At 71.3% G+C, this 22583-nt stretch carries 26 protein-coding genes; 19 read left to right on the forward strand and 7 right to left on the reverse strand.

The annotated features are described in order from the left end of the window. Positions 1–5 precede the first annotated feature (5 nt). From ACG04Q_RS14890 to ACG04Q_RS14900, 3 genes are read left to right on the forward strand one after another with little or no spacing between them, the layout of a single operon-like run. A complete protein-coding gene (locus ACG04Q_RS14890; protein WP_268165600.1) occupies positions 6–332 on the forward strand; it encodes a YbaB/EbfC family nucleoid-associated protein in 327 nt (108 codons plus the stop codon). Further along, a complete protein-coding gene (gene recR, locus ACG04Q_RS14895) occupies positions 320–910 on the forward strand; it encodes a recombination mediator RecR (RefSeq protein ID WP_394511741.1) in 591 nt (196 codons plus the stop codon). The genes ACG04Q_RS14890 and recR overlap by 13 nt, the downstream gene beginning before the upstream one ends. 11 nt (positions 911–921) lie before the next feature. Continuing rightward, complete coding sequence (locus tag ACG04Q_RS14900; protein ID WP_394511712.1) at positions 922–1311, forward strand: MAPEG family protein; 390 nt, start codon at positions 922–924, stop codon at positions 1309–1311. Here the strand turns inward: ACG04Q_RS14900 and ACG04Q_RS14905 are convergent. Both ACG04Q_RS14905 and gloB read right to left on the reverse strand, forming a co-directional pair. Beyond that, on the reverse strand, positions 1308–2933 hold the full coding sequence (locus ACG04Q_RS14905; protein ID WP_394511713.1) for a transglycosylase SLT domain-containing protein: 1626 nt from the start codon (positions 2931–2933) through the stop codon (positions 1308–1310). The two genes, ACG04Q_RS14900 and ACG04Q_RS14905, sit on opposite strands and share 4 nt — an antisense overlap. Beyond that, the gene (gloB, locus tag ACG04Q_RS14910; protein ID WP_394511742.1) at positions 2912–3694 is read right to left on the reverse strand and encodes a hydroxyacylglutathione hydrolase; all 783 of its coding nucleotides are present in this window, start codon (positions 3692–3694) and stop codon (positions 2912–2914) included. Before gloB ends, ACG04Q_RS14905 begins: the two co-directional genes overlap by 22 nt. Positions 3695–3728: 34 nt before the next feature. Here gloB and ACG04Q_RS14915 point away from each other — a divergent pair, with 34 nt between their 5' ends. Genes ACG04Q_RS14915 through dcd form a run of 5 tightly spaced genes read left to right on the forward strand, consistent with a single transcriptional unit; the run spans position 3729 to position 9111 of the window. Next, positions 3729–4433 carry a class I SAM-dependent methyltransferase gene (locus tag ACG04Q_RS14915; RefSeq protein WP_394511714.1) on the forward strand — a complete coding sequence of 235 codons (705 nt, stop codon included), beginning with the start codon at positions 3729–3731 and terminating at the stop codon, positions 4431–4433. Next, positions 4430–4918 (forward strand): ribonuclease HI, encoded by a 489-nt coding sequence (gene rnhA, locus ACG04Q_RS14920; RefSeq protein ID WP_394511715.1) that lies wholly within the window; start codon positions 4430–4432, stop codon positions 4916–4918. The genes ACG04Q_RS14915 and rnhA overlap by 4 nt, the downstream gene beginning before the upstream one ends. A 19-nt stretch (positions 4919–4937) precedes the next feature. Then, on the forward strand, positions 4938–6974 hold the full coding sequence (locus tag ACG04Q_RS14925; RefSeq protein ID WP_394511716.1) for an amidohydrolase family protein: 2037 nt from the start codon (positions 4938–4940) through the stop codon (positions 6972–6974). Beyond that, positions 6971–8530: an ABC transporter substrate-binding protein gene (locus ACG04Q_RS14930; RefSeq protein ID WP_394511717.1), complete on the forward strand. Its 1560-nt coding sequence runs from the start codon at positions 6971–6973 to the stop codon at positions 8528–8530. The genes ACG04Q_RS14925 and ACG04Q_RS14930 overlap by 4 nt, the downstream gene beginning before the upstream one ends. 14 nt (positions 8531–8544) lie before the next feature. Next, positions 8545–9111: a dCTP deaminase gene (gene dcd / locus ACG04Q_RS14935; RefSeq protein WP_394396407.1), complete on the forward strand. Its 567-nt coding sequence runs from the start codon at positions 8545–8547 to the stop codon at positions 9109–9111. 16 nt (positions 9112–9127) lie between these two features. On the opposite strand, the gene ACG04Q_RS14940 is transcribed toward dcd, so the two are convergent. Continuing rightward, complete coding sequence (locus ACG04Q_RS14940) at positions 9128–9880, reverse strand: alpha/beta fold hydrolase (RefSeq protein WP_394511718.1); 753 nt, start codon at positions 9878–9880, stop codon at positions 9128–9130. Positions 9881–9977: 97 nt separating this feature from the next. On the opposite strand from ACG04Q_RS14940, the gene ACG04Q_RS14945 reads away from it, so the two are divergent. Continuing rightward, positions 9978–10766, forward strand: coding sequence for a substrate-binding periplasmic protein (locus tag ACG04Q_RS14945; RefSeq protein WP_394511719.1), 789 nt, complete (start codon positions 9978–9980; stop codon positions 10764–10766). Between the two features lie 5 nt (positions 10767–10771). Here the strand turns inward: ACG04Q_RS14945 and ACG04Q_RS14950 are convergent, their stop codons facing one another. Then, positions 10772–11260 (reverse strand): SRPBCC family protein, encoded by a 489-nt coding sequence (locus ACG04Q_RS14950; RefSeq protein WP_394511720.1) that lies wholly within the window; start codon positions 11258–11260, stop codon positions 10772–10774. 85 nt (positions 11261–11345) lie between these two features. Between ACG04Q_RS14950 and ACG04Q_RS14955 the strand changes: the two genes are divergently transcribed. The 5 genes from ACG04Q_RS14955 (at position 11346) to ACG04Q_RS14975 (ending at position 16199) form a co-directional block, all read left to right on the forward strand. Then, positions 11346–11753, forward strand: a complete 408-nt coding sequence (locus ACG04Q_RS14955) for a cupin domain-containing protein (RefSeq protein WP_394511721.1) — start codon at positions 11346–11348, stop codon at positions 11751–11753. 8 nt (positions 11754–11761) lie between these two features. Further along, positions 11762–12472 (forward strand): sigma-70 family RNA polymerase sigma factor, encoded by a 711-nt coding sequence (locus tag ACG04Q_RS14960; RefSeq protein ID WP_394511722.1) that lies wholly within the window; start codon positions 11762–11764, stop codon positions 12470–12472. Positions 12473–12481: 9 nt separating this feature from the next. Beyond that, on the forward strand, positions 12482–13294 hold the full coding sequence (locus ACG04Q_RS14965) for a cupin domain-containing protein (RefSeq protein ID WP_394511723.1): 813 nt from the start codon (positions 12482–12484) through the stop codon (positions 13292–13294). Between the two features lie 98 nt (positions 13295–13392). Next, entirely contained in the window at positions 13393–13770 is a 378-nt protein-coding gene (locus ACG04Q_RS14970) for a hypothetical protein (RefSeq protein ID WP_394511724.1), read from the forward strand. Positions 13771–14000: 230 nt separating this feature from the next. Further along, positions 14001–16199: a S46 family peptidase gene (locus ACG04Q_RS14975; protein WP_394511725.1), complete on the forward strand. Its 2199-nt coding sequence runs from the start codon at positions 14001–14003 to the stop codon at positions 16197–16199. 252 nt (positions 16200–16451) lie between these two features. Here the strand turns inward: ACG04Q_RS14975 and ACG04Q_RS14980 are convergent, their stop codons facing one another. Further along, positions 16452–17012 (reverse strand): YceI family protein, encoded by a 561-nt coding sequence (locus tag ACG04Q_RS14980; RefSeq protein WP_394511726.1) that lies wholly within the window; start codon positions 17010–17012, stop codon positions 16452–16454. Between the two features lie 83 nt (positions 17013–17095). Here ACG04Q_RS14980 and ACG04Q_RS14985 point away from each other — a divergent pair, with 83 nt between their 5' ends. From ACG04Q_RS14985 to ACG04Q_RS14995, 3 genes are read left to right on the forward strand one after another with little or no spacing between them, the layout of a single operon-like run. Beyond that, a complete protein-coding gene (locus tag ACG04Q_RS14985; protein ID WP_394511727.1) occupies positions 17096–18424 on the forward strand; it encodes a hypothetical protein in 1329 nt (442 codons plus the stop codon). 14 nt (positions 18425–18438) lie between these two features. Then, complete coding sequence (locus ACG04Q_RS14990) at positions 18439–18996, forward strand: Lcl domain-containing protein (protein WP_394511728.1); 558 nt, start codon at positions 18439–18441, stop codon at positions 18994–18996. Positions 18997–19027: 31 nt separating this feature from the next. Next, positions 19028–19174, forward strand: a complete 147-nt coding sequence (locus ACG04Q_RS14995; protein WP_394511729.1) for a hypothetical protein — start codon at positions 19028–19030, stop codon at positions 19172–19174. A 154-nt stretch (positions 19175–19328) separates the two neighbouring features. On the opposite strand, the gene ACG04Q_RS15000 is transcribed toward ACG04Q_RS14995, so the two are convergent. After that, positions 19329–20420, reverse strand: a complete 1092-nt coding sequence (locus ACG04Q_RS15000) for a hypothetical protein (protein ID WP_394511730.1) — start codon at positions 20418–20420, stop codon at positions 19329–19331. A 207-nt stretch (positions 20421–20627) separates the two neighbouring features. Here ACG04Q_RS15000 and ACG04Q_RS15005 point away from each other — a divergent pair, with 207 nt between their 5' ends. Together ACG04Q_RS15005 and ACG04Q_RS15010 are read left to right on the forward strand one after the other, a co-directional pair. Next, positions 20628–21776, forward strand: coding sequence for a pectinesterase family protein (locus ACG04Q_RS15005; protein ID WP_394511731.1), 1149 nt, complete (start codon positions 20628–20630; stop codon positions 21774–21776). A 37-nt stretch (positions 21777–21813) separates the two neighbouring features. Continuing rightward, complete coding sequence (locus ACG04Q_RS15010) at positions 21814–22335, forward strand: GNAT family N-acetyltransferase (RefSeq protein ID WP_394511732.1); 522 nt, start codon at positions 21814–21816, stop codon at positions 22333–22335. A 116-nt stretch (positions 22336–22451) separates the two neighbouring features. Here ACG04Q_RS15010 and ACG04Q_RS15015 read toward each other — a convergent pair. Beyond that, positions 22452–22583, reverse strand: a 132-nt coding sequence (locus tag ACG04Q_RS15015; protein WP_394511743.1) for an integrase core domain-containing protein, incomplete at its 5' end; no start/stop codon positions are given.

The raw sequence follows: 22583 nt of genomic DNA on the forward strand, positions 1-22583 counted from the left end.
AGACCATGATGAAAGGCCAACTCGCCGGCTTGATGAAGCAAGCCCAGGCGATGCAGGACAACCTGAAGAAGGCGCAGGAAGAGCTCGCCAACGTCGAGGTGGAGGGCCAGAGCGGCGCCGGCCTCGTGAAGGTGCTGATGACCTGCAAGAACGAAGTCCGCCGCGTCACCATCGACCCCAGCCTGCTGGCCGACGACAAGGACATGCTGGAAGACCTCGTCGCCGCCGCCTTCAACGACGCGGCCCGCCGCGCGGAGGCCACCAGCGCCGAGAAGATGGGCAAGCTGACCGCCGGCATGCCGCTGCCTCCGGGCATGAAATTTCCCTTTTGAACGCACTCGACTCGCTGATCGAGGCGCTCAAGCGCCTGCCCGGCGTGGGCCAGAAATCGGCCCAGCGCATGGCCTACCACCTGCTGCAGCATGACCGACAGGCCATGCCGCGGCTGGCGGGCGCGCTGACGGCGGCGCAGGAGCGCATCAAGCACTGCGGGCGCTGCCACACGTTCAGCGAGACGCCGCTGTGCAACGTCTGCGCCGATGACAAGCGCGACGCGCGGCTGCTGTGCGTGGTCGAGACGCCGGCCGACCAGGCGGCGCTGGAGCGCACCGGCTCCTACCTGGGCTACTACTTCGTGCTGCTGGGGCGGCTGTCGCCGCTGGACGGCGTGGGCACGCGCCAGATCGGCGCCACGGAGCTGCTGGCGCGGGCGTCGGAGGAAGGGGTCGGCGAGGTCATCCTGGCCACCAGCTTCACCGCCGAAGGCGAGGCCACGGCGCATGTGCTGGCCGAGGCCCTGCGCGCCCGCGGCATCAAGTCCACGCGGCTGGCGCGCGGCGTGCCGGTGGGCAGCGAACTCGAATACGTGGACCTGGGCACCATCGCCCACGCCCTGTCTGACCGGCGCTGAAGGAGCCCCTCATGACCCTCGCCCAACTCTGCCTGCTCGTGGCCTGTGTGCTGCCCGTCGCGTGCGCGGCGCTGGCCAAGTCCAAGGGCTTCGGCAAGCGCCGCCGCGATGGTGGCTTCGACAACCACTCGCCGCGCGAATGGCTGGCGACGCTGCAGGGCTGGCAGGCACGCGCCAACGCGGCACAGGCCAACAGCTGGGAGGCGCTGCCGGTGTTCATCGCCGGCCTGTTCGTGGCCCACCAGCACCAGGCTGCGCAGGGCACGGTGGACATGCTGGCGCTGGGCTTCCTGGCCGCCCGGCTGGCCTACATCGGCCTGTACCTGGCCGACCTGGCGTCGCTGCGCTCGCTGCTGTGGGTGGCGGGCCTGGCTGCCAGCGTCGCGCTGTTCTTCGTTTAGGGCGCGGCGGACGCGACGACGTTGCCGCGGCCCTTGCCGCCGCGAGCCTTGGCCAGCACGCGGGGCGCGGCGGGCTTGGCAGCGCGGGCCGTCGTCGTGGCCTTGCCCTTGGCAGCCGGGCGGGCCGCAGGCGTGGCGGCCTTGGCCACGATGGGCTGCGCCGCGGTGTAGACCACGATCGACTGACCCGGCTTGAAGCGGGTGCCGCTGCCCACCTTGTTCCACTGCGCCACCTGCTCGGCCTTGACCTTGTAGCGTGCGGCCACGCCGGCCACCGTATCGGCCTTGCCGGCCTTGAAGCTGACGCGCCTGAGCGCGCCCGGTGGCGGCGCGTCGGGCGCGAGGCTGAGGCTGGCGCTGTCGGCCAGGCGCTCGGACACGTCGTCCTGCACATGCGCGGCGCGCGGCACCAGCAGCGTGGAGCCGGCCTTGACCAGCATCTTGGGCGGGATGCGGTTCACGTCGCGCAGCGCGGCCTCGGCCATGCCGGTGCGCCTGGCGGCTTCCGACGGACTCATGGTCTTGGGCACCACCCAGGCCGTCCACGTGGCCAGCGGGCCGGTGTGGCGCGACAGGTTCTCGGCGAAGTTGCCGGCCTGGTCGTAGGGCAGCAGCACCTGCTGCGTGGCCGCGGCCAGGATGACGGGCTTGTTCATCTGCGGGTTGAACTGCTGGAAGGTTTCCAGCGACAGCCCGGCCAGCTCGGCGGCCAGCGCGACGTCGATGTCGCGCTCGATCTTCACGCTCAGGAAGTAGGGGTGGTTGGCCACCGGCGGCAGCGACAGCGCGAAGCGGTCGGGGTTCAGCACGATGTTCTTGACCGCCTGCAGCTTGGGCACGTAGTAGCGGGTTTCGTCCGGCATCTTCAGGCTGGCGTAGTCCGTGGGCAGGCCCAGGCGCTGGTTGCGTGCGATGGCCTTGCTGACGTTGCCCTGGCCCCAGTTGTAGGCGGCGAGCGCCAGGTGCCAGTCGCCGAACTGCTTGTAGAGGCGGCCCAGGTAGTCCAGCGCGGCGCGCGTGGACGCGAGCACGTCGCGGCGGTCGTCGCGGAAGATGTTCTGCTTGAGGTCGAAGTCGCGGCCCGTGGCCGGCATGAACTGCCACATGCCGGTGGCCTTGGCGCTGGACACGGCATGCGTGACGAAGGCGCTCTCGACGAACGGCAGCAGCGCCAGCTCGGCGGGCATGCCGCGCTTCTCGACCTCTTCGAGGATGTGGAACAGGTAGCGGCTGCCGCGTGTGGTCATGCGCTCGACGTAGTCGGGCCGCGCGCTGTACCAGGCCTCGGCCTTGCGCACCCAGTCGTCGTCCAGATCGGGCAGTTGCAGGCCGCCGCGCAGCCGCGCCCACAGGTCGGCGCTGGCGTCGGGCGAATCGAGGTCGATCTTCTCGCCGGGGCGCAGGTTGTCCTCCAGCAGCTCGGAGGCCATCGTGCGCACGGGCACGGCGGTGGTGGCCTCGGTGACCGGGGCGGCTTCGACGCTGGGGGCGGGGGTGGGGAGGGCGGCCGGCTCCGCGGTGGCGGCGGGCGGCGGGGCGGTGGTGGCGCAGGCGGCGAGCAGCAGTGCAAGCGCGAGCGGGGTCAGGCGGTGGATCAGCGTCATCGGAATCCGTTCTTCCATTCGCGCAGCGTGGCGAAGACGTCGACCGGGCTGGGCGCGGCCGGGAGTTTCAGCGGCGCATGGCGCCGCGCAGATTCACGCAGCGCCGGTTCGGCGCAACGCAAGAAGGGGTTGATCTGGCGCTCGGTGCCGACGCGGCCGGGCAGCGTCGGGCGGCCGGCTGCGCGCTCGGCTTCGCACCAGGCGGCGTAGGCGGCGAGCGCCGGGTTGGCGGGGTCCACCTCGCGCGCGAAGCGCAGGTTGGACAGCGTGTACTCGTGGGCGCAGCAGACGCGGGTGTCGCCGGGCAGAGCGGCCAGCGCCTGCAGCGACGCGTGCATCTGCGCGGGCGTGCCCTCGAACAGCCGGCCGCAGCCGGCGCTGAACAGCGTGTCGCCGCAGAACAGCAGCGGATCGGCGCCGTGGGGTGTGGCGAAGTAGGCGATGTGCCCGGCGGTGTGGCCCGGCACGTCCAGCACGGCGAAGCGCAGGCCCAGCAGCTCGATGGTGTCGCCACCCTGCACGCGCGAGACGGGCTCGGGCATCTGTTCGTGGGCCGGCGCGTAGACGGGACCCAGCAGCCGGCCGCGCAGCGCGTTGACGCCGCCGACGTGATCGCCGTGGTGGTGGGTCAATAGAATGCCCGCGAGCGTCAGGCCCCGGGCGTCCAGCGCAGCGGCCACCGGCGCTGCGTCGCCGGGATCGACGACCAGGGCCTCACGGCCGTTGTCCAGCAGCCAGAGGTAGTTGTCGTCGAAAGCGGGGAGAGGCGTGAGCGTCAACGTGAGCGTCACCAATAAAGGGTCGAGTATAGATTTGGCTGCGTGGCTGCAGACTCCCCCCGGCCGTTACCTGCTGGCGTGGGAGCAGGCGCAGGTGGACGCGGCCGTGGCCGACCTGTTCGGCTTCCATGCACTGCAGCTGGGCATGCCCGAGCTGGACGGCCTGCAGGCCAACCGCATGCCGCACCGCTGGCTGGTGGGGCAGGACCTGCAGGCCGACTTTGACGCGCTGCCGTTCGAGAGCGCCAGCCTGGACCTCGTGCTGCTGCCGCACGCGCTGGAGCTGGCCTGCGACGCCCACGCGCTGCTGCGCGAGGTGGAGCGGGTGCTGAGGCCCGAGGGGCGGCTCATCGTCTTCGGGTTGAACCCGGCCAGCCTGTGGGGGCTGCGCCAGAATCTCGGCCGCCTCAAGCGCCGCGGCGAGCCCTACCTGCCCGAGGACGGGGACTTCATCGGCTACTGGCGGCTGCGCGACTGGCTGAAGCTGCTGAGCTTCGAGGTGGAGGCGGCCCGCTTCGGCGTGTACCGCCCGCCGCTGCGCACCGAGGCCTGGCTGGACCGCTGGCAGTGGGTCGAGGGCGTGGGCGCTCGCTGGTGGCCGGTGCTGGGCGCCGTCTATTTCATCCAGGCGGTCAAGCGCGTGCATGGCATGCGCATGATCGGCCTGGCCAAGAATGCGCGCATGGCGGCCAAGAAGGCACCGGCCGTCGCGCTGAACAACAACCACAAGAAACGATGACCGAAGAAGCGACCCGACCTGCCGTGGCGATCAAGAAGCCCCAGGTGACGATCTACACCGACGGCGCCTGCAAGGGCAACCCGGGCCCTGGCGGCTGGGGGGCATGGCTGCACAGCGCCGGGCATGACAAGGAACTGTTCGGCGGCGAGCGCGAGACCACCAACAACCGCATGGAGCTCACGGCGCCCATCGAGGCGCTGGCCTCGCTCAAGCGCAGCTGTGACGTGGTCGTCTACCTGGACAGCGAGTACGTCCGCAAGGGCATCACCGAATGGATCACGAACTGGCAGCGTCGTGGCTGGAAGACGGCCGACGGCAAGCCGGTGAAGAACGCCGACCTGTGGATGCGGCTGGATGCGCTGCGCAAGCTGCACGCGGTGGAGTGGCGCTGGGTGAAGGGCCACGCGGGCGACCCGGGCAACGAGCGCGCCGACATGCTGGCCAACAAGGGGGTGGCCTCGATCAGTAAAGTGCGCTCCACCTAAACACCGCAGGGAGTCGCCCGTGAAGCTGTTGCCCACCTTGATCGCTGCCGCGCTGCTGGCGGCCGGCGCGGCCCAGGCCCAGACGCAGACGAACTACACGGTCATCTGCAAGAAGACGCCGTGCGGCCAGCTGAAGGCCACCGAGAACGGCGGCCGGCTGGAGGTGGACTACCGCTACCGCAACAACGGCCGCGGGCCGGAGCAGAAGGAGCTGCTGGAGACCGCGCCCGACGGCGCCTGGCTGCGCTACCGCACCGAGGGCGTGGCGACCTTCGGCGCGCGCATCGACGAGAGCTTCGAGCGCGACGCGGCCGACAAGGCCACCTGGCGCTCGCCCGTGGACCGCGGCGAACGCGCCGGCCTGGCGCGCGACGCCGTCTACCTGCCGGTAGCCGCCAGCCCGGCCTGGACCGCGCGGCTGGCGCAGGCGCTGCTGGCCAGCAAGACACAGCGCACCGAGGTGCTGCCCGTCGGGCGGCTGTCCATCGAGCGCGTGCAGCGCCTGGCCGTGCCGGGCCAGGCCTACGAGGTCGGCCTGTACGCGATCACGGGGCTGGACCTGGAGCCGGTCTACGTCTGGCTGCGCGAGGACAACCGCGCGCTGTTCGCGCAGGTCTACCCGGGCTGGGGCGGCACGGTGCTGCAGGGCTTCGAGGCCGAGGTGGACCGACTGGGCGACGCGCAGAACGCCGCGCAGTTCGCGCGTCTGCAGCGCATCGCCAAGGAGCTGCCGCAGCCGTTGCCGGGGCTGACGGTCATCGAGGGCGTGCGCTGGTTCGACGCGCAGGCGGCGCAGCTGCGCGGGCCGTCCGACGTCTACCTGCAGGACGGCCGCATCGCCTTCATCGCCAAGCCTGGCAGCCTGAAGAACGCCGCGCCGGCTCAGCGCATCGCTGGCCGCGGCCGCACGCTGCTGCCGGGCTTCGTCGACATGCATGCGCACGTGACGCCGGGCGACCTGCTGCTGAACCTGGCCGCCGGCGTGACGGCCGTGCGCGACGTGGGCAACAACAACGCCGAGCTGGCCGCACTGCGCGGCCGCATCGGGCGCGGCGAGCTGCTGGGCACGGACATCGCGGCCAACGGCTTCATCGAGGGCAAGAGCCCGTTCTCATCGCAGGCCGACTTCGTGCCCGACAGCCTGCCCGATGCGCTGGCCGCCATCGACTGGTACGCCGCGCACGGCTACCGCCAGCTCAAGCTCTACAACTCCATCCGCCCCGAGTGGGTGAAGCCCATGGTGGCGCATGCACGCTCGCTGGGGCTGCGCACCGGCGGCCATGTGCCGGCGTTCATGACGGCGCGCGAGGCCGTCGAGGCCGGCTACGACGAGCTGCACCACATCAACCAGGTGACGCTGAACTTCCTCGTCAGCAAGACCGACGACACGCGCACGCTGCTGCGCTTCACCCTCGTCGGCGACAAGGCGGCCGACCTGAAGCTCAACGACCGCCGCACGCAGGACTTCATCGCGCTGCTGAAGAAGAAGGGCACCGTCGTCGACGCCACCCTGGTGGCCTTCGAGGGCCAGTACACGCAGCGCCAGGGCCAGCCCAACCCCAGCTATGCGGTGGTGGCGGCCAACCTGCCGGCCGCGGTGCAGCGCAGCCTGCTGTCGGCCGAGTCGGAGCTGGACGATGCGAAGGCCAGGCGCTGGGGCGCGAGCTGGACGGTCATGACCGACCTGCTGCGCCGCATGCATGCGGCCGGCATCCCGCTGGTGGCCGGCACCGACGCGACGGCCGGCTTCGCGTTGCAGCGCGAGCTGGAGCTGTACGTGCAGGCCGGCATCCCGGCCGCGCAGGCGCTGAAGATCGCGACGTGGAACGGCGCGAAGTACAGCGACCGGCTGAACGACCTGGGCAGCATCGAACGCGGCAAGCGTGCCGACCTGCTGCTGGTGGACGGCGACCCGGTGGCCGACATCCGCGCCATCCGCCGCGTGGCGCTGGTCATCCAGGGGCAGGGAGGCGAGACGCGGGCCTTGTCGCCGGCGGCGCTGTATCAATCGATGGGCATCCTGCCGTTCGTGCCGGCTGCGGACATCCTGAAATGAAGCGACTGGCCCCGCTGCTGCTGGCGCTGCCGCTGCTCGCCGGCGCCGACACCACGCTGCGCTTCTGCGCCGCCGGCAGCCCCAAGACCTTCGACCCGGCGGTGACCGACAGCGGCATCGACCACATCGCCCACCTGCCCATCTTCGGCACGTTGGTGGAAACCCGCCGCGGCACCGACGAGCTGATGCCCGGGCTGGCCACGAGCTGGCGGGTCAGCCCCGACGGCCTGACGTACACCTTCGAGCTGCGCCGCGGCGTCGCCTGGCACAGCAGCGCCGACTTCAAGCCCACGCGGCCGTTCAATGCCGACGACGTGGTCTTCACGTTCAGCCGTCTGCTGAACCGCGACAGTGCCTTCGCCAAGGCCCTGCCCGGCGTCGTGCCCTACGTCGTGTCCTTCGGGTGGGAGAAGCTGATCCGGCAGGTCGAGAAGCTGTCGGAGCATGAGGTGCGCATCACGCTGGCCGAACGCGATGCCGGCTTCCTGTTCACGCTGACGCAGGCCTTCACGTCGCTGCAGTCCGCCGAACTGGGCGCGCAGCTGCTGCAACGCGGCACGCCGCAACGCATCGCGCAGCTGCCCGTGGGCACGGGGCCGTTCCAGCTCAAGAGCTTCCGCAAGGACAGCGTCATCCGCTACGCCGCCCACCCGGGCTGGTGGCGCAAGGCCGAGGTGCCGCGCGCCGACCAACTGGTGTTCGCAATCACGCCCGATGCCACCGTGCGCGCGCAGCGCCTGCGGCGCGACGAATGCGACATCGCCGCCCCGGTGGGCCCGGCCGAACTGGCGCAGCTGCAGAAGGACCCCGCCATCAAGCTGGCGACCGCGGCCGGCATGAACGTGGGCATCCTGGCCTACAACACCCGCAAGCCCGTGCTCGCCAACCTGGCCGTGCGCCAGGCGCTGGACATGGCCATCGACAAGGCCGCCATCCTGCGCACCGTCTACGGCGACGCCGGCACGGCGGCCACGACGATCATCCCGGCCTCCAACTGGGCGCATGACGCCTCGCTCAAGCCCGCGCCACACGACCCGGCCAAGGCGCGCGAGCTGCTGAAGAAGGCCGGCGTGCTGCCGCTGAACCTGACGCTGTGGGCCATGCCCGTGGTGCGCTTCTACAACCCCAACGGCCAGGTGATGGCGCAGATGATCCAGGCCGACTGGGCCAAGGTGGGCGTGACGGCGCGCATCGTCACCTACGAGTGGGGCGAGTACCTGCGGCGCATCGATGCCGGCGAGCACGACGTGGCCATGTCCGGCTGGAATGGCGACCCCGAGCCCTCCGGCACTTTCGCGCAGCTGGCCTGCGGGTCGGCCAGCGGCACCTTCTGGTGCAATCCCGCCTACGACCAGCTGCTGTCCCAGGCGCGCCAGGCCCAGCAGCCCGGCGAGCGCAAGGCGCTCTACGCGAAGGCGCAGAAGCTGGTGCTGGAGCAACTGCCGTGGACGCCGATGGCCTATGGCCGCGTCGCCGTGCCGATGCGCGCGACGGTCAAGGGCTTCGTGCTGGAGATGGACGGCAGCACATATTTCGATGGGGCGCTGCCCCGCTGAGCAAGGACAACGAGATGAGCATCAAGAGCGACAAGTGGATACGCCGCATGTGCGAGCAGCACGGCATGATCGAGCCGTTCGAGCCCGGTCAGGTGCGCGAGCAGGACGGCCGCAAGATCGTCAGCTACGGCACCAGCAGCTATGGCTACGACATCCGCTGCGCGCCCGAATTCAAGGTCTTCACCAACATCCACTCCACGGTGGTGGACCCGAAGAACTTCGACGAGAACAGCTTCGTCGACGTCAACAAGGACGTCTGCATCATCCCGCCCAACAGCTTCGCGCTGGCGCGCACGATGGAGTACTTCCGCATCCCGCGCAACGTGCTGACGGTCTGCCTGGGCAAGAGCACCTATGCCCGCTGCGGCATCATCGTCAACGTGACGCCGTTCGAGCCCGAGTGGGAGGGCTATGTGACGCTGGAGTTCAGCAACACGACGCCGCTGCCGGCCAAGATCTACGCCGGCGAAGGCTGCGCGCAGGTGCTGTTCTTCGAGAGCGACGAGGTCTGCGAGACCAGCTACAAGGACCGCGGCGGCAAGTACCAGGGCCAGGTGGGCGTCACGCTGCCCAAGACCTGAGCGACGGGCGGCGACCTCAGCGCGCCATCTCCACGATAGCCTGCGCGACGGCGGCGGGCTGGTCCTTCTGCAGGTAGTGGCCCGTGTCGGGCAGCAGCTCCACGCGGGCGGCGCCGGTGCGGCGCAGCCAGTCCTGCTGCAGCTCGCGGAACACGGCCTCGAACGCGCCCTGCTCCAGCCCGCGGAAGTCGCGCCGCGCCAGCACGCGCACCGGCAGCTGCAGCGGCGGGGCGGCGTCCCACGCATCGGTGCAGCGGGCCTGGGCGTCGAACTCGGCGGCGGTGGCGCCGGTCATTGCCAGTCGCACGACGCGGAGCATCGTGGCGATGGCCGGCGCCTTCTCCTTCACGCGCGCCAGGTGCTGCGGGTTCGTGCCTTCCAGCAGCAGCAGGCCCTTGACCTCGCCGGGGTACAGCCGCGCGAATGCGTACTGGTACAGCCCGCCGATGGAGTGGCCCACCAGCAGATAGGGCGGCTTCAGGCCGCTGCGCGCCAGCCACTCGTGCTGCTCGGCGGCGATGGTGCAGGGGTCGCGCGGGGCTGACGTGGCCGGCGTGCGGCCATAGCCGGGGCGGTCGGGGGCGACGACGGTCAGTGCGCCGGCCGGCAGCGCCGCCCGCACGCGCTGCCAGACGCCCGAGTCGTCGCCCAGCCCGGCCTGCAGCACGACGACGGGGCCCGTGGCCGCCTCGGGCGGCGGCGCCTCGCTGGCGCAGGCAGGCAGCAGCAGGCAGGCGAGCAGCAGGGGCAGGGTCTTGTTCAGCAACATGCGTGTTCGGTGTGGGGACGTCCAGGCATTGGAAACGCAGCCAGCCCAACGACAGCCAAACCCGTCAGACTCACCGTGAGGCCTGCATACTGCCCGCATGGGATGGACCGGATCACAACGCCCGCTGCTGCCGTCGCCCGCCGCCGCGCGGCGCCGCTGTCTTGCCTGGCTGGTGGGCCTGGCCGACCTGGGCCCGCTGCCGGCCGTCGCCGCCGAGCTGCATCTGCGCGTGATGGTCAACGAGGTGGCGCCGTACAGCTGGCGCGACGGTGCCGAGCTGGCCGGCCTGCACCCCAGCCTGCTGCGCGCGCTGGCCGCGGAAGCCGGCCTGCAGTTCGACTTCAGTGCCGGCCTGTACGCGCGGGCATCGCGGGCGCTGGCCGACGGCGTGGCGGACCTGGTCGTCACGCTGGCCACGCCCGACCAGGACGCCCAGGGCCAGCGCGTGGCCGTGTTGCACCCGGTGCGCTACCTCGTCATCAGCCGCGCCGACGCGCCGCTGACCGAGCCCGCGCAGCTGCGCGGCAAGCTGCTGGGCATCGCCCGCAATGCCTACTACAACGCGCTGATCAACGACGACGAGACCATCCGCAAGTTCACCATCGTCGATCCCAACCAGGGGCTGCGCATGCTGGCGCTGGGGCGGCTGGATGCCGTCATCTCCACCGACCTGTTGCTGATGCACGCGCTGCGCCAGCCGGGCCTGGAGCGCGCCGCGTTCGCCCCGCCCATCAGCGTCGGCGGCAGCGGCTATGCGCTGTTCGCGCGGCGCGACCTGCCCGAGCCGACGGTGCAGCGTCTGCGCGCCGGCTGGGCCGCGCTGCAGCGCCGCGGCGTGCCAGCGGCCCTGCTGCGCGAACATGGCGGTGCCGACGCGGCGCCCTGAGCCGTTCAGCCCGGCTGCGCACGGGCGAGGTGGCGCTCCAGACCCAGCCGGCCCGCGCGCATGACGCGCTTGTGATTCCAGCGGAACAGCGGCGCCAGCACAGGGGCCAGGCTGCGCAGCACGCCTGGCGGCAGCGTCACGCGCCAGACGAAGGTCACGTCCGTGTGGCCGCCGGCTGCGGGCGCGGCCTGCTTCATCAGCCAGATGCCTTCGCCGGCCAGCGTGCCGCCCGCACGGGCGCGCAGCCGCTCCTGGTGCACCACCTCCGTCACCTCCAGCGCCAGGTGCAGCCGGTAGCCCAGCCCGGTGCGAAAGCTGATGCGCTGCACGCGGCCCACGCCCGTCGCGTCCCCTGGGGCCAGCCGCTGCACGGCGACGACGCCCGGCCACCAGCGGGGCCAGTGCTCGGTGTTGGTGATGGCCTGCCAGACGCGCGGCACCGGCGCATCCAGGCGCCAGTGGCTGACGAGGTCGAAGTAAGCGGTCTGAGACATGCAACAGGGATACGGTGCGGCTGGGCAGGGCAGATGCCAAGGAGTAGGCTGCATCCAAAAAACTTCACGCCCCGTAGAGCTTGCCATGACCTCGTCCGCCGCCACCCCCGCCCAGGCCCGCGCCATCCGCCGGCGCCTGCTGGAGCGGGTGGCCGACACCGATGACAGCCACCTGACCGTGCCGCCTGGCGCGGTCGGCTGGCAGCCATTCGGCGACGGCGTGCAGATCAAGGTGCTGCACGGGCAGGCGGGCTTGCTGAGCTATCTGCTCAAGCTGGCCCCCGGCGCCCGGCTGGAGGCGCACCGCCACCCGGCGGACGAGGAGTGCGTGGTGCTGGAAGGTGTGCTCAAGGTGGGCAGCCGCGTCGAGGTGGGGCCGGGCGGCTACCATCTGGCGCGCGCGGGCAGCCTGCACGCGCCGATCAGCACCGAGACGGGGGCGACCCTCTTCCTGCGCGGCGCCGAGCCGCATGTGGACCAACTGCTGGTGTGAGGTTTGACATGGTCTATCCGCAACCGTCCGAGCCCGACGACCCGCCGCCCGAGGCTGCCCAGCTGTTCGACGACGCCGAGCTGCACGATGCCGGGGGCGAGGACAGCTGCGCCGAGCGCGATGCTGCCCCGGCGGGTTGCCCGTCGCTGGACGACGTGCAGCTGGAGGGCTGGATCGCCGCCATCGTCAACCACGACGAGCGCGCGCTGCTGGCGCTGTACGAGGCCACGCTGTCGCGCGTCTATGGCCTGGTGCTGCGGCTGGTGCGGCGCAGCCAGCTGGCCGAGGAGGTGGCGGAGGACGTGTACTTCCAGGTGTGGCGCCAGGCGCCGCGCTTCGACCCTGCGCGCGGCCGGCCGCTGACGTGGCTGCTGGGCATGGCCCGCTCGCGCGCCATCGACGCCATCCGCCGAGAAGCCCGCTTCCAGCACGAGGAGCTGGACGATGACGTGGCCAGCAGCTCATCGCCCGCCGCCGCATCGGGCGATGAGCTGTTGGCCGTGGCGCAAGGCCACGCCGAGCTGCACCGCGCGCTGCTGCTGCTCAAGCCCCAGCCGCGCCAGCTCGTTGCGCTGGCGTTCTTCAACGGCCTGTCGCACGAGGAGATCGCGAGCCAGACCCATCTGCCGCTGGGCACCGTCAAATCCCAGATCCGCCGCGCGCTCATCACGCTGCGCGAATCGCTGGGTGACACTGGCGCCCATGCGCTGCCAGCCTGAGGGGCCGCCATGACGACAATGCCCACCACCCCTGAACCGCAAGACGACGACCTGAGCCTCCTGCTCAGCGAGCCCTTCGCCCGTGCCTGGGCCGCGCCTGCGCCGGGCCTGCCGCGCAGGCTGGCCGAACGCCTGGGTGACCGCCTGGCTCGCTCGCTGCGGGCCGAGCAAGGCATGTGCACGGTGCGCCGGCGGCACGCGGCCGCGCAACCCCTGGGCGACGGCGCGCTGCAGCGCCCGCTGTACCGCGCGCCTGCCGACCGCCCGGCCCGCCCCGGCGAGCCGCGGGCGGCCAGCGTCGTCGAGCTGCAGGCCGGCGCCGCGCTGGCGCTGCCGGCAGGGGGCGCGCGCGAGTTCCTCGTGCTGCGCGGCAGTGTCGACGTGGACGGCGAAGGCCTGAGCCTGCGCGACTTCCTGCTGCTTCCTGCTGGCAATGCGCCGCGCCTGCGCAGCACCGACGGCGCCCATGTCTTCGTGCGTGAGGCCGATGAGCCGGGGGCCGGGCGCACGCTGGTGCGCGACCGCGAGGCCGGCTGGCCCGAGTTCGCGCCGGGCATCCGCCGCCGCGTGCTGTGGACGGCCGGCGGCCAGGCCGCGCTGCTGTACCGCGCCGATCCCGGCGCCGCGGTGCCGGGCCACAGCCATGGCCACGACGAGGAATGCCTGATGGTGCAGGGCGAGCTGTTCCTGGACGACGTGCTGCTGCAGCCGGGCGACTACCAGCTCGCGCCGGCGGGCACGGGGCACCGCATCACGCAGACGGACACCGGCGTCATCATCTACGCGCACGGCGATCTGGACCTGCAGTTCAACGGTACTTGAGCGACATCAGCGGCGGTGAAGGGCGGCTTTTCCGCCTTTATCCGCCCTTCAGTTTTTTCATCCCCCGGCACCATGGCGGCACACGACCGAGGTCCGCCATGCTCATCCCCCTGCACCTGATCCCCGTTCCCGCCGATGAACCCCGCGGCCTGGGCGACCCGGGCCATGCGTGGCAGGGTGACGGCGGCCTGAAGATCGCGGCCGGCGTGCACCTGGGCGACATCCGCGCACTGGGCCTCACCGTGCATGGCGCCACCAACGGCCCGGTCAGCACCGGCAGCCTGCTGCGCTTCGGCCAGCTGATGAACGACGCCGGCCTGCCCATCAACCCCACCCGCATGCTGTACGACCGCCATTACGCCTACGAGCGCCTGGCGGACGGCCATGGCAGCGCCCACCCGGGCCTGCGCGAGCTGGCGCTGGAGCTGTTCGAGGCCTACCAGTCCGCCGGTGAGTGGATAGGCCTGGCGCATTGATGCCTCTCGTCCAGCCGCGCGACGCTGGACGCGCGCGCGGCTGGCCGGTCCCCCGAGGGGACGGCGATGCTTGCCGGCTTGGGGCGGCCCGTCGCTCGGCCCGCCCACGCGGGAAAGGTGGTTGAGGCCACCCCAGGGGTTTCCCGAGACCGAAGCCTGTCTTTCCTCACTCGGGGGCGCCGGCCTTCCCGCAGTACGCTCGCGGTTTCGTCTTCTCGCCGAACCGCTCCATGAACCGTCACTCCCTCTCGCTGCTGGCTGCCGCCACCCTGGCCGCGCTGGCCGCCACCGCCGCCCATGCCGACGAAGGCATGTGGATGCCCAAGCAGTTGCCGCAGATCGCCAAGCCGCTGAAGGCCGGCGGCCTCGCGCTGGACCCGGCCAAGCTCAATGACCTGACCGCGTTCCCGATGGGCGCCGTCGTGTCGCTGGGCGGCTGCACGGCCAGCTTCGTGTCGCCGCAGGGCCTGGTGGTCACCAACCACCACTGCGCCTACGGCAGCATCCAGTACAACTCCAAGCCCGACCGCGACCTGTTGAAGAACGGCTTCTACGCCACGACGCTGGCCGACGAACTGCCCGCCGCGCCCGGCAGCCGCATCCTCGTCACCGTCGACATGAAGGATGTGACGGCGGACATCCTGAACGCGAACACGGTCAAGCTCACGGGCAAGGCCCGCACCGACGCCATCGAGGCGACCGAGAAGAAGCTCGTCGCCGCCTGCGAGGCCGACGCTGGCCACCGCTGCAACGTCTACGCCTTCTACGGCGGCCTGCAGTACCAGCTCATCAAGCAGCTGGAAATCCGCGATGTGCGCCTGGTGCACGCGCCGGCCACCGGCGTGGGTCTGTTCGGCGGCGATGCCGACAACTGGATCTGGCCGCGCCACACCGGCGACTACAGCTTCTACCGCGCCTACGTGGGCGCGGATGGCAAGCCGGCCGACTTCAGCAAGGACAACAAGCCCTACCAGCCCAAGCACCACCTGAAAGTGGCGTCGCCGACGACCAGCCCGCTGAACGAGGGCGACTTCGTCATGGTGGCCGGCTACCCGGGCCACACCGACCGCCACCGCCTGCCGCGCGAGGTGGACTTCGCTTTCGGCTGGCAGCATCCCAAGCAGATCGAGACCATGGGCGAGGCCATCGACCTCATCAAGGCCGAGACCGCCAACCGCCGCGATGCCGAGATCAAGATTGCCGCGCGCATGCAGGGCCTGCAGAACTACTTCAAGAACCTGCAAGGGCAGCAGCAGAGCTATGACGGCGGTGACGTGCTGGCCCGCAAGACGGCCGGTTTTGACGCCGTGAAGACCTGGGTCAAGGCCGACGCGAAGCGCCAGGCCCGCTACGGCGCCGACATCGCCGCCACCGAGGCGCTGCTGGCCGAGCGCGAGGCCATCACGCGCAATGAACTGCTGCTGGGCTTCTCGTCGCCGGCACTGCTGCAGGCCGCCCGCCAGCTGTACGAGGCCGCCGTGCAACGCGCCAAGCCCGACGCCGAGCGCAAGAGCGGCTACCAGGACCGCGACGCCTCGCGCATCAAGGCCAACCAGGAACGCCTGGACCGCCGCTACGACGAGCCCACCGACAAGAAGAGCGCCTCGCATTTCCTGGCCAAGTACCTGGCCCAGCCGGCCGACACGCTGAACGCCGCGCTGCTGGACACGCTGGGCCTGAAGCCCGGCATGGACGAGGCTGCCGTGCGCGCCAAGCTCGACGGCTTCTATGCCGGCTCCAAGCTGGCCGACAGCGCGACGCGCCTGGCCTGGCTGGGCAAGGACGTGGCCGCCTTCAAGGCCAGCGACGACGCCTTCATCAAGGCCGCCGTGGCGTTGTACGACGACGACCAGAAGCGCGAGAACCGCGACAAGGAACTGGCGGGCAAGCTGCAGCAGGCCTATGCCGGCACCATGCAGGCCGTCATCGACTTCAACGCGGCCCAGGGCCGCGCCGTCTACCCTGATGCCAACAGCACGCTGCGCATCAGCTTCGGCAAGGTGCAGGGCCGCCCGGTGGGCCGCGACGGCGAAACCTGGACGGCGTTCACGACGCTGCGCGGCATCGTCGCCAAGCACAAGGGCCCCAACGAGGCCGGCGGCGAGTTCGACGCGCCGGCCGCGCAGCTGGCCGCCATCAAGGCCCGCAACTTCGGCCCCTACGGCGTGAAGGCGCTGGACTCCGTGCCGGTGAACTTCCTGGCCACGCTGGACACCACCGGCGGCAACTCCGGCTCGCCGGTGCTGAACAAGAAGGCCGAGCTGGTGGGCCTGCTGTTCGACGGCACGCTGGACGCCGTCATTTCCGACTGGGACTTCAACCCCAAGATGGTCCGCAGCATCTGCGTCGACTCGCGCTACATGCTGTGGCAGATGAGCACCGTGGACAAGACGACCCGCCTGCTCGACGAAATGGGCGTCAAGCAATGAGCCCCTCGCCCAGGCTGCCCCGCTGAACGCGGGCAGTCTGGTCGGGGCCGCGCCGCGGCCAGTGGCCGCTGCGCTTCGTCAGGCACATCGAGCCCACTGGACTCAATGTGTCCGGTCTCAGCCTCCGAGGGGACGGCGATGCTCGCGGCATGGAGCCGCTCGCACATCGCCAGGCGGGCCGGCTTGGGTCGGCCCGGCGCTCGGCCCGAAATACGGAATAGAAAACGGCGGCCTCTGGCCGCCGTTCCTTTTTCACTCTTTCGCGATGGCTTCGACCTGGATGCGCAGGTTGACGTCCATCTTGAAGCCCCAGTCCTTGCCGGCGCCCAGCCCGAAGTCGTCGCGGTTGAACGTGCCCGACGCGTCGGCGCCGCAGAAGTCGCGCTTGAGCATGGGGTGCGGGATGCACTTGAGCTGGTGGATGGTCAGCGTCAGCGGCTGGGTGCGGCCGTTCAGCGTCAGCTCGCCCACCAGCTTCGCGGGCAGCGCGCCGTCGAAGCGGCCCTTGAACGTGGCGCTGGGGTTCTTGTCGACGTTGAAGAACTTGTCGCCTCGGGCCCAGGCGTTCATCGCGTCCAGCCCGAAGTCGATGCTGGCGAGGTCCATCTGCACGTCCACGCTGCCGCTGCCGGTGGCCTTGTCGTAGACGATGGTGCCGGCGCTCTTGTTGAGCTTGCCGCGCCAGTAGGACAGGCCCATGTGGTCGGCCTCGAAGCTGGGGTAGGTGTGGGTGGGCTCGATGTCGTAGGTGACCGGGGCGGCCTGGGCCAGCGAGGCGGCGAGCAGGGTGGCGGCGAGTGCGAGGGGCTTCATCGGGGTCCTGAGGTGGGGTGGGGGATGCCTGACACTATGACGAAGCAGGCCACCCGATTTCGACAGGAGCCATCATCGCCGCCATGAATGCCCGCCCACTGACCGCCCTGTTTGCCTTGGCACTGGCCGCATGCGCGCCGTTGACGCCGCAGCGGCCCGCCGAGAAGCCCGCAGAGAAGCGCTATACCGCCACCGAGCTGCTGGCGCTGCAGCCCGCCGGCCTGGCGTGGCCCGCTGCGTCCGCTGACGGCGAGCGCGCGCTGCGCGAGGCAGCGCTGGCCGATATCCGGGCTCGCATCGCGCTGTCGCCGGGCGCCGAGCGCGATGCGGCCTTGCCGAAGCTGTTCGACCTCGTCGCTCAGTACAACGCCGAGATCGCCGCAGCCCGACCGCTGCTGCTTGAGGCGCTGCCCACGCTGGGCCCGCGCGAGCCCGAGTTCCAGCGCGCCGTGCTGACCGCGGCCCATACGCTGTACGCCGCGGACGCCGCGCCGCTGATCTGGCCGCTGCTGCCGCAGCTGACGGCAAGCAAGCCGTTCGCGATTGCCGCCTACACGCTGCTGCAGGCCGATGCCGGCTACGGCGAGCGGCTGCGCGTGCTGGTGCCGCAGCAATTCCCTGGCTGGGCCGACGACCCGCGGCTGGCCGCGCTGATGCACCGCCTGCAGCCGTCTGCCGCCGTGCCGCCGCCGCTGCCCGAATTGCTGGCCGCCCCGCTGCGGCCCGGTTTCCCGGTCATCGTCAGCCTGCAGCGCCCGGGCCGCCAGCAGATGGGCCTGGCACTGGTGCGCGGCGCCGACGGCCGCTTCGTGCGCGAGGCGTCGGGCCAGCTGTTCACGTCGCCTCAGCTCGCGCTGGCGCGGACCGGTCTGCCGGGCACGATCACCAATGGCAACACGCCCCAGGGCCTGTTCACGCTGGTCGGCGCCGGCACGGCCAGCAACCCCAACATCGGCCCCACGCCTTATCTGCACAGCAAGCTGCCGGTGGAAGCCACGCCGGCCGAGTTCGAGCATGCCGACACCGCACCCGCCGACTGGAGTCTGGCCACCTACAACAGCTTTCTGCCCGCCAGCTGGCGAGGCTGGGCGCCGTTCCAGGAGGCCTGGCTGGCCGGCCGCGCCGGGCGCGACGAACTCATCGTGCACGGCACGACGATCAACCCCGCCTACTACGCCGGCACGAGCTACTTCCCCGGTACGCCGCAGCAGGGCTGCATGATCTCCGCCGAGACCTGGGATGCGGCGAGCGGCCGGCTGCTGGCCAGCGGCCAGCTCGCGCTGGCGCAGGCCTACGCGGCTGCCGGTGCGCGGCAGGACCTGGCCGGCTATCTGATCGTCGTGGAACTGCCCGGCCAGGGCGCCGTGACGCCGGCCGAGGCGCTGGCGCTGGTGACGGCGGCCGGCCGCTGAGGCAGGATGCGGCGATGCGCATCGCCATTGCCGCCGCCGTCTTGCTGATGCTCGCCACATCGGCCCGTGCCGCCGACGCGCCACCGGGCCTCGTGGCCAGCGCGGATGGCGCGGAGCTGCTGGACGCCGCTGGCGGCCAGGCCTGGTCGCGCTGTGTGGAGGGCATGCGTTGGGATGGCCGCGCCTGCCAGGGGCGCCCGGCGCTGTTCACGCATGCCGAGGCGCTGGCGATTGCGCGGGCACGCAGCGAGGCCGAGGGCCGCACCTGGCGCGTGCCGCGCGTGCCCGAGCTCAAGCATTTCGCCGACCGGCTGGCGCATGCGCCGCAGCGCGCCACGCTGGCCCCGGCCGCGCCCGCGGGCTGGTACTGGAGCAGCACCGTGCGCATCGACAGCGAGTCGGTGAACCCCTACGCCTACCGCAACGTGCAGCGCGGCGTGACCGAGACGCAAGCCAACCGGCTGGTGGTGCAGGTCGGCTGGGCGGCAGACCCGCACAGTGGCGAGGTGCGCGGCGACATGCCCAAGCGCGAGCGCCTGCCGCTGCGGCTGGTGCGCAGCCTGGCGCCCTGAGCCGGTGGCGCCGCGCCGACAATGCGCGGCCATGGACATGCGCCAGTCCTTTGCGCTGCTGGCGTGGCAGCGGTCGCTGCACGCGGTGGCTGCGGCTGGGGTCTCCGCGGCCCGCGATGGCGTCTACATCGGCGTGGCGCCGCTCTGGCCGACGGGGATGGCATCAAGCCCACGATGAACGGCGGGACCGGTGCCGCGAGCTGCCTGGCCGGCATGGCGGGCATGGCGGGCATGATGTTCGGCCCGCGCTCCGCGGGCTGATGCCAGCCTGCCATCCAGGCCTGCCATGACGCCCGTCCGCGTGCCGACGCCTTGACCTACCCGGCGCGCCGTCAGCGCGTGCGAGGCACTTCGCCGCGCTGCGCCACCGCGTCGACATGGGCGAGCTGTGGGTCGACCGCGCCGCAGGCCAGCGGACTGTCTTGCCAGGCGGGCAGCGTGGTGTGAAAGGCCTGTGTCACCGCCGACACGGCGTCCAGGCGCTCCTGCGGCCAGTCAAGCTGACGGCCCAGCGTGGCGGCCAGTTGCAGCAGCGCCGCGGAATCGGCGCGGGCCGCGATGCGGTCGGCCACCTGTGCGCAGTCGCTTCGGTGGTGCGCGCATTGCGACACCAGCCAGTCGGCGCCGTCGAGCGCCTGCGCGGCGTCCGGACCGAGCGTGTCGCGGGCCAGCCGTGCACGGAGATAGCCCGCCGGTGCGGGCCGCAGATGAGACAGCGCGGCCTGGGTGGTGGCGGTCAGGCCCGCCGGATATTCACGCCAAGCACTTGCCTGCACGATGCCTTGCCAGGCCTGCGCCTGCTCACGCGGTTGCGGCGCCTCCTGCGCCAACGCCAGCCAGTGCAGGCCGTTGTCCGGTTCGGCGTTGACGCGTGCGCGCGCCAGCGCGAGGCGGCAGGCTGAGGCGTCGTCGGTGTGGGCGCAGGCACTGGCAGCCCAGCGCAGCGCCTGGGCGTCGCCCCCTGCGTGGGCCTCTGCCAGCTGGCCAGCGGCCCAAGCCGCTTGAGCGGCGCCGTCGGCGGGCTGCCGCAGCAGCCAGGCGGCCGCGCGCTGGCGCGCGTCGCCTGCGGCGAGCAGCGGCAACAGCCGGTCCTGCAGCTCCTGCAGCGCCAGCCGACCCACGGGAGCGGGCAGCCGGGCGAAGGCGTCGGCGTTGGCGTCGGCGTCGTCCTGCGGGGCACTCAGCGCGAAGCGGCCGCTGCCGCAGAGCTCGGTGGTGCTGGTCGCGGGCGGCTGCGGGCTGAGGGTGGCAGGCACGGGCTGCGAGGCGTCGGCCGGTGCCGCAGGCAGCGGAGGCGCGGGCAGTTCGGCGGCAGCGGCCGAGGCTTCGGCTGGCGGCTCGGGCAGCGCGTCGCCCGTCACGGCCAGCCACAGCAGCGCGGGCAGGCAGGCCAGCATCGTCAGGAGGGCGGTCGAGCGTTTCACGGCCCGCAGCATCGGCGAGCGCTGCCGCGCCGCGTACCGGGAAACCCATAGTGCCGCTCGGCCGCAGCGCTTGCAGAATCGCCGCCGCCCGGCCGTCTCCATCGCCAGGCATTTGTTGCACGTCAGCCGCTGTGCCATGCCGCGCAGATCGTCGGTGCATGTGTCGCCCCCCCAAGGGCCCCGCATACCACCTACGAGACAACCGAGATGACGGCACATCATTCCTTCGCTTCGAACCGCCGTGCGCTGCACGGCAAGGCCGCAGTGGCGCTTGCCATCGCCGCCGGCATGGCAATGCCGGCCTGGGCCGCCACGTCCACCGCGACGCGACCCCAGCTGTCGTCGTCCGAACAGGGCAGCTACACGCTTGCCAGCTTCCTCGGCAGCTGGGCGCCCGGCACGGTGGGCACCAAGAGCACGGGTGACTATGTCGTCAGCCCCAGCGGCCCGTACAAGACCGTGCAGGCGGCGGTGAACGCCGCCATCGCGGCCGGCGGCACCACCCGCAAGTACATCCAGATCAAGGCCGGCACCTACACCGGGCTGGTGGTCATCCCGTCCGGTGTGCCGCTCACGCTCTACGGCGACAGCCAGACCGGCGTCGTGCTGCAGCTGGGCGCGCACTACGCGATGACCGGCTCGGCGTTCAAGTCGGCGGCCGGGCCCTCCGCGGACTACGGCAGCGGCGCGCCCAGCCGCGTCAGCGCCTACTACAACGACTGTGGTGGCCGCAGCACGCTGGGCACCAACTGCACGGCAACCGTCGTCAGCTACGCGAGCCAGCTGCAGATCAAGAACCTCACCATCCAGAACACCTACGGCGAGAACAACGCGGCCGCCAACGGCCAGCATCAGGCCGTCGCCTACCTGAACAACGGCGGTGACCAGGTGCAGCTGGACACCGTGCGCCTGCTGGGCAACCAGGACACGCTGTGGCTGGCCGGGGCGGGCAAGCGCACCCATGTGCGCAACAGCTTCATCCAGGGCGACGTGGACTTCATCTTCGGCGACATGACCGCCGTGTTCGACGGCTGCGAGATCCGCTACACCAACGCGCGCACCAGCACCGGCGTCATTGCCGCACCCAGCCATGTGATCGGCAACAAGGGCTTTCTCTTCACGGGCGGCTCGTTCACGACGACGGGCGGCAGCAACAGTGTGTCGTTCGCGCGCCAGTGGCCGCAGAACGGCGGCACGACGGGCCAGATGATCGTGCGCGAGGTGGTGCTGGGTGGCCACATCAAGAAGACCGCGCCCTGGGCCGACTGGAACAGCAGCAACCCCGTCAACTACGGCAGCGCGGGCAACCGGCGGCTGGCCGAGTACGCCAACACCGGCAGCGGCGCCGCTCCGTGAGCGGCGCAGGCGGGATCGGGGTTCAAATGCGCAGCCTATGCCTGCACTTCACCTGACCCCGCCCACGCCCGATTGCGCCGACGAACTGCTGCGCTTCGAGACCGACAACCGCGCGTTCTTCGAGGCCCGCATCAACTCGCGGCCGCCCGGCTACTACTCGCCCGACGGCGTGCGCGCCGCCATCGCGCTGGCCGAGCGGGAGGCCGCCGAGGACAAGGCCTACCAGTTCCTCGTGCGCACCGCGGCCGGCGAGCTGGTGGGGCGCGTGAACCTCGCCGGCGTGAAGCGCAAGCACTTCCAGATGGCCGACCTGGGCTACCGCATCGCCGAGTCGGCGGGCGGCCAGGGCTATGCCAGCGAGGCGGTGCGGCTGGTGCTGCTGCGCGCCTTCGGCGAGCTGGGGCTGGTGAGGATCGAGGCCAACGCGCGCGTCGGCAACGAGGGCTCGGTCAAGGTGCTGCTGCGCAACGGCTTCCGCGAGTTCGGCCGCTCCACGCAGAGCTTCGAACTGGGCGGCGTGTGGCACGACCGCCTGCATTTCGAGCGCCGCGCCGGCTGAAGGCCGCGCCCGGCGCGGCGCCGTGCGGCCTTCACGCTGAACCAACTGCTGCCGGAGCCCGCGGCCGGCGCCGGGGTTAGGCACCATGCGTCCTGCCCCCGCGGCCTGATGCATCGCTAGCTGTGAAGCGTCAAGAGGTTGTTTCTTGACGAGCTGAGTCTTGAGATGGGCGGCACGCCACCAATGCCGCTGTGCGGACGGTGGCAGTTGTAGTGGTGTTGCCAACTCGCCAGCGCGTGAGTTCGCTG

The sequence above is a fragment of the Pelomonas lactea genome (assembly GCF_043555885.1).
Taxonomy (GTDB): Bacteria; Pseudomonadota; Gammaproteobacteria; order Burkholderiales; family Burkholderiaceae_C; genus Pelomonas; species Pelomonas lactea.

Bases quoted from the DNA above. Each gene is read 5' to 3' on its own strand.
- ACG04Q_RS14950 (WP_394511720.1), bottom strand. From the start codon at position 11,260: ATGTCTCAGACCGCTTACTTCGACCTCGTCAGCCACTGGCGCCTGGAT.
- ACG04Q_RS14970 (WP_394511724.1), top strand. From the start codon at position 13,393: ATGCTCATCCCCCTGCACCTGATCCCCGTTCCCGCCGATGAACCCCGC.
- ACG04Q_RS14940 (WP_394511718.1), bottom strand. From the start codon at position 9,880: ATGTTGCTGAACAAGACCCTGCCCCTGCTGCTCGCCTGCCTGCTGCTG.
- ACG04Q_RS14985 (WP_394511727.1), top strand. From the start codon at position 17,096: ATGAATGCCCGCCCACTGACCGCCCTGTTTGCCTTGGCACTGGCCGCA.
- rnhA (WP_394511715.1), top strand. From the start codon at position 4,430: ATGACCGAAGAAGCGACCCGACCTGCCGTGGCGATCAAGAAGCCCCAG.
- ACG04Q_RS14995 (WP_394511729.1), top strand. From the start codon at position 19,028: ATGGACATGCGCCAGTCCTTTGCGCTGCTGGCGTGGCAGCGGTCGCTG.
- ACG04Q_RS14980 (WP_394511726.1), bottom strand. From the start codon at position 17,012: ATGAAGCCCCTCGCACTCGCCGCCACCCTGCTCGCCGCCTCGCTGGCC.
- ACG04Q_RS14900 (WP_394511712.1), top strand. From the start codon at position 922: ATGACCCTCGCCCAACTCTGCCTGCTCGTGGCCTGTGTGCTGCCCGTC.
- ACG04Q_RS15010 (WP_394511732.1), top strand. From the start codon at position 21,814: ATGCCTGCACTTCACCTGACCCCGCCCACGCCCGATTGCGCCGACGAA.
- ACG04Q_RS14955 (WP_394511721.1), top strand. From the start codon at position 11,346: ATGACCTCGTCCGCCGCCACCCCCGCCCAGGCCCGCGCCATCCGCCGG.
- ACG04Q_RS14890 (WP_268165600.1), top strand. From the start codon at position 6: ATGATGAAAGGCCAACTCGCCGGCTTGATGAAGCAAGCCCAGGCGATG.
- ACG04Q_RS15005 (WP_394511731.1), top strand. From the start codon at position 20,628: ATGACGGCACATCATTCCTTCGCTTCGAACCGCCGTGCGCTGCACGGC.
- ACG04Q_RS14960 (WP_394511722.1), top strand. From the start codon at position 11,762: ATGGTCTATCCGCAACCGTCCGAGCCCGACGACCCGCCGCCCGAGGCT.
- ACG04Q_RS14945 (WP_394511719.1), top strand. From the start codon at position 9,978: ATGGGATGGACCGGATCACAACGCCCGCTGCTGCCGTCGCCCGCCGCC.
- ACG04Q_RS14905 (WP_394511713.1), bottom strand. From the start codon at position 2,933: ATGGAAGAACGGATTCCGATGACGCTGATCCACCGCCTGACCCCGCTC.
- ACG04Q_RS14930 (WP_394511717.1), top strand. From the start codon at position 6,971: ATGAAGCGACTGGCCCCGCTGCTGCTGGCGCTGCCGCTGCTCGCCGGC.
- dcd (WP_394396407.1), top strand. From the start codon at position 8,545: ATGAGCATCAAGAGCGACAAGTGGATACGCCGCATGTGCGAGCAGCAC.
- ACG04Q_RS14965 (WP_394511723.1), top strand. From the start codon at position 12,482: ATGACGACAATGCCCACCACCCCTGAACCGCAAGACGACGACCTGAGC.
- ACG04Q_RS14990 (WP_394511728.1), top strand. From the start codon at position 18,439: ATGCGCATCGCCATTGCCGCCGCCGTCTTGCTGATGCTCGCCACATCG.
- ACG04Q_RS14975 (WP_394511725.1), top strand. From the start codon at position 14,001: ATGAACCGTCACTCCCTCTCGCTGCTGGCTGCCGCCACCCTGGCCGCG.